This is a genomic window from Arthrobacter sp. JCM 19049 (assembly GCF_001310435.1).
In genome coordinates this window covers 1-711 of the sequence record NZ_BAXF01000826.1, presented here as the reverse complement: position 1 = coordinate 711, position 711 = coordinate 1, and the positions used below count along the sequence as shown (strand labels likewise).

Sequence of the window (711 nt, the reverse complement as noted above, 5' to 3'; positions counted from 1 at the left end):
GACTGCTCGATCATCAAGGACGCGGCCGGGACCCGCAGGTGCACGTGACGGGTAGTGTGGCCACCGCCGCGGCGCTGCGCGGCATCCACTCCTGGCATCTGTCCCTGAGCCATGACGGAGACATGGCGGTGGCGATGGTGGTCGCCGAGCGCGCCTAGTGCCGCTACTATCCCATTGCTACCCCGCCACCCCGGCTGGGAGTTTACGACACGGGACGCCTCAAACCTCACCATGCCAAGCTACGGTGAGTATTCTGAATCTATGATCCCCGTCTTCAGTGTTGCGCAGGTCCGAACGGTTGAGAAGGCCGAAATTTCCCGGCGAGGCTCCGAGGAACTGATGAAGCAGGCGGCCGCCGCGGTCAGCGACGCGGCCGTGCAGCTGCTGCACCGCGAGCCGGGGAAGAACATTGTCGGGCTGATCGGCCCGGGCAACAACGGCGGGGACGGGCTCTACGCGCTGGCAAACCTGGCCCGCCAGGGACACAACGCCACCGCGGTGCTGCTCAGCGAGAAGTCCCACGCCCCGGCGCTGGAGGAACTGCGCACCGCCGGGGGCACCATCACCACCGCCGCGGACGCGCCCCAGGCGGCCTCCGGTGCCGATCTGGTGATCGATGCCATTTACGGTCTGGGCTACCGCCCTGATGCCAAACTGCCCACCGTCCCGCGCGGCGTGCCCGTGTTGGCGGTGGACGTGCCTCCGGGCTGG

1 protein-coding gene and 1 pseudogene are annotated in these 711 nt (G+C 68.1%); both read left to right on the top strand.

From position 1 onward, the window contains the following. Positions 1–158: pseudogene (locus JCM19049_RS21620) on the top strand (holo-ACP synthase); the annotation flags it as partial. A 181-nt stretch (positions 159–339) separates the two neighbouring features. After that, positions 340–711 (top strand): NAD(P)H-hydrate epimerase (locus JCM19049_RS16555; RefSeq protein ID WP_279403467.1); only part of this gene is annotated, 372 nt, incomplete at its 3' end.